The sequence below is a fragment of the Marisediminitalea sp. genome, assembly GCF_984433645.1.
The window spans coordinates 3,050-10,273 of sequence record NZ_CFIDRX010000155.1 but is presented as its reverse complement, the minus strand read 5'-3'; the positions used below and the strand labels follow the sequence as shown (position 1 = coordinate 10,273).

4 protein-coding genes are annotated in these 7,224 nt (G+C 45.3%); 3 read left to right on the top strand and 1 reads right to left on the bottom strand.

The annotated features are described in order from the left end of the window. Positions 1–829: 829 nt before the first annotated feature. A complete protein-coding gene (locus tag AC4MRN_RS16330) occupies positions 830–2,017 on the bottom strand; it encodes a trypsin-like serine protease (protein ID WP_490403693.1) in 1,188 nt (395 codons plus the stop codon). 312 nt (positions 2,018–2,329) lie between these two features. Between AC4MRN_RS16330 and prsT the strand changes: the two genes are divergently transcribed. The 3 genes from prsT to AC4MRN_RS16315 form a co-directional block, all read left to right on the top strand. Beyond that, complete coding sequence (gene prsT, locus AC4MRN_RS16325) at positions 2,330–5,101, top strand: XrtA/PEP-CTERM system TPR-repeat protein PrsT (protein ID WP_491203874.1); 2,772 nt, start codon at positions 2,330–2,332, stop codon at positions 5,099–5,101. Positions 5,102–5,289: 188 nt separating this feature from the next. Next, a complete protein-coding gene (locus AC4MRN_RS16320) occupies positions 5,290–6,834 on the top strand; it encodes a methyl-accepting chemotaxis protein (protein WP_139241563.1) in 1,545 nt (514 codons plus the stop codon). A gap of 190 nt (positions 6,835–7,024) precedes the next feature. Then, the coding region (locus AC4MRN_RS16315) for an HvfA family oxazolone/thioamide-modified RiPP metallophore (RefSeq protein WP_491203873.1) at positions 7,025–7,224 on the top strand (200 nt) is incomplete at its 3' end.

The following is a 7,224-nucleotide window of genomic DNA, read 5'->3' as shown; positions in this document are numbered from 1 at the left end:
CAATTAAGAGAAAGGCCCACTCGATTGAGTGGGCCTTTTTCGTATGCGCGTTAAAAATGTCATCCTGGTTTCGCCCAGCGAAGAGCGGGACCCACGTTCCAATGGTCGTGTTGATAGCTTCACCATAGTAAACATCAGCAATACCGTCATCCCAGAAAGCACGAAGCGCGCCACTGTCATCCCGGAATGCGCGAAGCGCTTATCCGGGACCTAAGAGCAAACCATATTAAGCTAAATAGACTGTTCATAAGATCCCGGCACAAGGCCGGGACGACGGATGGGGCACAAGGCCAGGACGACGTATTTGGGGCAGCTACAGTCATCCCTGAAAGTGCAAACAACACCACCGTCATCCCGGAAAATGCGCAGCATTTATCCGGGACCTAAAAGCAAACCTGATTAAGTTAAACAGACTGTTGATAAGATCCCGGCACAAGGCCGGGACGACGGATGGGGCACGAGGCAGGGACGACAGATGGGGCACGAGGCCAGGACGACGTATTTGGGGCATAGGCACGGGACGTTTTATTTGGGGACAAGTATGGCATGACGTACTCTTTGAATGTACGAACAACACAACCGTCATCCCAGAAAGCGCGAAGCGCGCTACTGTCATCCCGGAAGATGCGCAGCATTTATCCGGGACCTAAGAGCAAACCTGATTAAGTTAAACAGACTGTTCATAAGATCCCGGCACAAGGCCGGGACGACGGATGTGGTACAAGACCGAGACGACGGATGGGGCGTAGGGCTGGGACTAAAGGCACAAAAAAAGCGGAATATGAGATTTCTCATATTCCGCTTTTTGGGATTTTTAAACTAGCTAATATTAGGCTTTAATCATCTTACGGCGTGCGAAGATAGCAACTACACCCAACAGCATCAGAGTTAAAGCTGGAGGTGTTGGAGCAGCAAGAGAAGCAGCAACGTAACCGTTGATCCAACCCATGTAAGACTCAAGAAGGATACCACCGAACAGGTCACCGAATGCACCAGGTGCCCAGCCAAGGTTAATACCAAATGTATTAATAGCTGCTAACCAGTACTTATCGTTCAGTGCGTCATAGATAAATGAAGGACCACCAGAGTCACCACCACCAATGTTTGCTTCAACGCTTTCGTCTAACGATGTGCTACAAATAGAGCCTACACCAAGGTCAACGTCACAAAAAGTATTGATAGTTTCATCGAAAAGAGCATCGTAACCGTCGAAATCCGCATACCAGACTTCTGCAGGCGCACCGAAACCAGACTCATCATCACCTTCAATGAAGTCTACGATGTTCTGACCAGTTAGTTTTTCATCAAACGTTGCGTAACCCAGCTCACCGATGTCGCCACTTACACTTGGATCGTCATACTGGTTGTAATAACCATAGAAACCATCACCACGCGTACCGTAACCAACCATGTTGAAGATATCACCGTCAGCGCCAGCACCTGTTGCTGCTACAGAACCAGTGTACATGTCGTAAATTTCAACATTTTCTGGGATGTCGTCATACAGGGTGATAATGGCAACGTCATCGTTTACACAGCCAGCTGAACCGTCTGGGCAAACATTGAAGCCGTCGTAGTCAGGGTGAATAACAACGCTACGTGCCTGCATTACGTTACCTGACTCATAATACGCGCCGTCGTTGTTAAACGCGATATTGATACGGTTCTCAGGACGGTATAACTGCATTACATCGCCCTGGTCAGTAGCATCAACACAGTGTGCTGCTGTCAAGATGTGACGGCGCGAGATTGCTGTTCCTGTACAAACAAAACTCGCATTGTCGATAACTGGGTTAATAGCAACAACACCAGTATAACGTGAACTGGTAACGTTTGCGTCGATACGAGGTGCTAAAACTGCAGCCCAGTCTGTAGATCCTGCGCCATTGCCAGCAGTAATGTACGGAGTAGGTGTCGCGCCAGTAGCATTGATCAGCGATTGATCAGCCACAGCCGGGGCAGTAACAGCAATGGCTGCAACAGCCAATGTCGCTAGAGTATTATTGTATTTCTTCATTTATCAAATTCCCTTGGTGATTGTTAACTTATTCTTGTTAACTACTTTACAAAACCAAGAACTCTCAGAGGTGCCACACTGTGTGTGAATTTTCTAGTGTTCGGTGATGTTGTTAGCAAAAATCATGCCTTCTAATAAAATCAATAAGTTAGAGTGATTGGTGTAATGCTTTGTAAAATAATTTGACATAGACGTAAGGATAAGAAAAAGAAACGTGTGCCAATGTTTAAATTAACTCTTAGGTGCAAGCGCAGCAAAACTCCGTTACTCTAAAAAACAAAAACAACATTGCCTACGTCAGAGATATAAACCATGAAGTACTCCAAAATATTTACCTCGCTTACTTTTGCGGGACTTTTGTTGAGTGGTTGTAGCAAGCCTTCAACGGAAGAATTATTGTTAGAAGCGAAGCAACAATTGTCAGAAGGCAATGATAATCAAGCCGTTATTATTTTAAAAAACGCGATTGTCGAAGATGGTAGACAACTTGAACCGCGCTTGCTTTTAGCGAAGATTTATTTATCAAATGGCGATGGTCTGAGTGCGGTTAAAGAACTAAAACGCTCAGTTAAACTCGGCGCTAAAGAAGCTATTGTCGCCGGGCCTATGGTAGAAGCCTTATTTACTGCTCAGGAGTTTCAGTCATTAGTTGATTACGTCGACGAATTACTACCTGCAACACGTGAGTCACAGCTTGATAAATTTCGTTTTTATCAGGCTTTTTCGTATTTAGAATTAGGTAAGCTAGAAGCAGCGCGCCGACTGATAGAGCGTGCACCTTCAGCAGTGGACTCGGAATATACACTGGCAACTGACTATATACTTGCGCTTGTCACTGATGATCGGAATACGTTAAACAAAATAGGCGAGCGTATAATTAACGTTGAATCTGTTTTTGCAGATGCGTTGTGGCTCGTCGGTAAAGTGAGCTACTTACAAGAAAACTACCCATTAGCGGTAAAAGCCCTTTCTCTTTATGAACTGCGACGCGAGCAATTTTTACCAGCCAGTTTCCTGCATGCAAAAGCGTTAATGCAAGCCGGAGAAGTTGAAGAGGCACAACAGAAAGTAGATGCTTTGATTGCCGCCTATCCGGATGAGCCTGTGAGTAACTTGCTTGCAGCTACGTTAGCGTTCCAGCGCAAGGATTATGCTAAGTCCTTTCAATTTGCTACCAATACTATTCAAATCTCAGGTAATAATGCACAGAGTCAGCTACTAGCCGGGCTGTCAGCTTATTTTACAGGGGATATGGAAGCCGCGTTTTATTATTTAGACCCAATCGAATCGTTTCTAACGGAAGGGCATGTGGCAAAAAGGGTGTATTTAGCCACGCTGGTAAAGCTGAAAAAAAATGATAAGGCCTTTAAAGTACTGGGAAGCAAGGAAACGCAGGATACACAAGCAGCAGCAATTATGGAGCGTGCCGGGTTCCAGCTATTAGTAAGTGGTGACGCCGAGAAAGGCCAATTGCTGTTAGACAAAAGCGCTTCATTAAATGAGGTTGGTTCAGATAGCTATTATCAAGGTGTCGCCCAGATTCTCTCTGGTAATGAGAATGGCCTCGACGTATTGAAAAATCTGGTTGATGCTAACCCTCAAAATTTACTCGCCAGGTTATCTGTTGCTTCCGTGTTAATTACAGAACAAAAATTTGAGCAAGCTGAAGAATACCTTGAGGGTATAGAAGACGCTGAGGCTTCTAACGAGCAAACCAGGCAGGTTGCATTGCAGCTAAAAGCTCAGATCGCTAAGGCCCGCAATTTACCAGAACAAATGGCCGCAATATATAAGGCGATATTGGAACAGTATCCCGCAAACGAAGAAGCAAATTTGTTCTTTGCTTATGAAGCGCTAAAGCAAAATGATGGAAAAGCAGCAATGGTCTTTGTGGAAACCGTGCTAGCAGAGAACCCCACAAATATACAAGCGTTGCTGTACGGTGTTGCATCACTTCAGCAAATGGGTGAAGAAGACAAAATTATCCCATTGCTTGAAAAGGCGAGTACAGTGGGTGACGACGATGAAATGGTGAGAATGATGTATGCCGAAACCCTATATCGCCAAGGTTTTTCAGCGCGTGCATTGAATGAGCTCGATAGCTTGTATGCCAGCTTTGACTCCCTTTCTAAACGTTATTGGCAGCTGTATGCGGAAGTCACTAAAAGAGAGAAGACACTCGAGGATTATTTTAATGTGCTGCGACAATGGCGCGAAGCTTATCCTCAGGACCTTACGGTTCATTACCGTTTAATTGAGTTCTTCCTGGCTAACAGAGACTTTGGCAGAGCAAAGTTTGTCATCGATAAAGCGCTGGAGTTGGCACCTAACGATACGGCAATCAAATTACAACTTGCAGACTGGCAAATTGAAACACGCCAAATCGAAGAGGCGCGCCTGACCCTGGCCGGCATGAAAGTAGACGGTGTGTTTGCAACAGCAAAACAAGGCATAGAGGGGAAACTGGACTATTTTGCTGGCAGGTATGAAGTCGCTTTGCCCAAGGTCGCTCGTTTCTATGCCGACCAGCCTACCACCCAATATGCGACGTTACTTCGCGCATTGTATTTCAAACTCGATAGAAAAGATGACGCTCGTGCTATGTTGTCACAGCATGTGCAGAATCATCCGTATGACAATGTTATACGCATTTTATTGGCGAATGATTTGTACAAGGTCGATCCGCAGCGCGCCATAAAATTATACGAAGACTCGCTGTCGTATAGTGAAGACAACGAAGTTGTGTTGTTCTCCTTGTCCAGACTGGCAATGGAACAAGAGCAACACGACAAAGCCATTGAATACGCGGGAAAACTCATTGAGCTGGATAACAGTAACCCTAAATATCTGAATTTGAGTGGGATGACATTGTTGCACTCTGACCAAACCCGCCTGGCAATCAAGCGGTTGCAACAGGCTTACGAGGGCTCTAACAAAAACATTATCTATGCAATGGATTACGCAGAAGGGTTACTGGCAACCGGTGATAAGCAATCTGCTATCGATGTGTTAGAAGCCATTTCTAATCCTTTACCTGCTTTCAAGCGCCGTATACAAGCAATGCTTGAACAAGCGAAGGGTTAATCCATTGCTGTGGAGTGCCCCGACGGGGCACTCTTTTACCCGCCCAATTCTTTCCTTAAGTCTAATACCTATCAGACCAAAGAACTAAACAAAAAATTAACATTTGCGGCTAGAATGGCGATAACTAATAGAAGTTAGTCTATAGTTATCGAGACAATAATATAATCACTAAGAAGAAGTCCATTGCCGTGAAAAATTCAATTATTCAGTTATTTGTGGTTGGTGTTGTTCTGGCGGTTTTAGGGATCTTGGCTACGCCCTGGTGGATAGCCGCTATTGTGGCCGGCATTGCAAGCGCAGTCAGCAGTTACTTTCTACAAGACGCTCAAGAATCAGTACCGGCCGAAGTACAGCAAAACGATGGCCATATGGTCAAAACCGGCGAACTTATCAGTAATTCTGCCAGTCGCATTGCTATTGGCGGTGCCACAGTCTCACATTTCCTCGACAAGTTGTCAGCTATGTTTAAGCAACAAGTCGCCAGTGTGCAAGAAATTGCGTCCCGAATCGAGCGGATAGAAACCGGCAACCGGGAACTAATCGAGTATGCCGGCCAGGCTGAGGAAACGATTCAGACGTCGGATGAAAAAACACAGAAAAGTCGCGCATTACTTGCTCAACTTCTCGCCCAACAAGAGACATTAAGTCAACAAATCAACGACTCTAAAGCTATGTTGATGAGCTTAAGAACCAGTGCTGAGTCGATAGGAAGTATTACTACAACCATCAACCAACTGGCCGATCAAACGAATATGCTTGCGCTGAATGCGGCTATTGAGGCTGCTCGCGCTGGTGATCAGGGGCGTGGCTTTGCGGTAGTCGCTGACGAAGTACGCGATCTGGCTAAGAAAACTACCGATGCCACACAGGGCATTGACGACGTACTTAACGAAATCAATCAAAACAGCCAGAATTCGGTGCAGGCCATTGAAAGGGTAGCGTCAGCCGGTGATGAAATGTCGCAAATTATAAGTGAGTCGTCGGCACTCATTGAGGCTGCAAGTGAAGCTTCCACGCTGGCTGCCAGTACCATGTCCATGATGAAAGACACGGTAAATCAACATGGTGAAGCGAATCAGGGCATCAGCGTAAATGCGGTTCAATTAAGTGAAAATACCGTACACTTGGAATCTGAGTTGAGTGATGTGTCTGAGAAAGTTTTGGCCCTGAGCCATCAAACTGAAGACATCTTCCGCCAATTGCAAGTGTTCGATTTACATAACCGCAATGCCCAGGTACAACGTATTGCCAAAGAGGCGGCCCGGAAAATCGGTGAGTTGTTTGAACAGGCGATAGCATCCGGTAAGATTTCTGAGCGGGACTTATTTGATTTTAACTACAAGCCGGTACCAAACACTAACCCACAAAAGTACACCACGCAATTCGATACCTTTACCGATCAGCATTTACCTGCCATTCAGGAGCCCATTCTGGATAGCAATGATTTTATTATTTACGCTGGCGCTGTAGACATAAACGGGTATTTCCCGACACACAACAAAAAATTTGCGCACCCAATGACAGGAAACTACGACGTCGATTTGGCGAAAAGCAGAACAAAACGTATTTTCAACGACTATACCGGCTCCCGGTGTGGTAAGAATACCGAGAGCTTCCTGTTACAAACCTATAAGCGCGATACTGGCGAAGTGATGCACGATTTGTCTGCGCCCATTTATGTTAATAATAAACATTGGGGTGGCTTCCGCATTGGTTACCAGGCTTCGTCTTAACATAGGCTGAGTGTAGCCATTACTTTACTGTAAATTAATCCTTCAACAGCGGGCAATGTTAGCCCGCTGTGTTAATATTTTCGTTAATTCACAAACAAAATTTTCAAACTATTTGAAATATTCTGAAAAGCACGTCGGTCTTATCTTGTAAGTGTGACCACAACGTGAATATATTTTTTGGAGTGTACCTATGAAATCAGTAACTAAAACGTCTGTTGCAACCGCTATTGGTGCTGTTGTTTTGAGTTCTTTGTCTGCGGCTTCTTTTGCTGAAAGTGCTAACCCTTTCGGTGCACAGCAACTTGAGTCTGGCTACATGCAATTTGCTGCTGAAGGCAAATGTGGCGAAGGGAAGTGCGGCGAGTCCAAGTCGAAAAAAGAAGGCAAGTG

Bases quoted from the DNA above. Each gene is read 5' to 3' on its own strand.
- AC4MRN_RS16330 (WP_490403693.1), bottom strand. From the start codon at position 2,017: ATGAAGAAATACAATAATACTCTAGCGACATTGGCTGTTGCAGCCATT.
- prsT (WP_491203874.1), top strand. From the start codon at position 2,330: ATGAAGTACTCCAAAATATTTACCTCGCTTACTTTTGCGGGACTTTTG.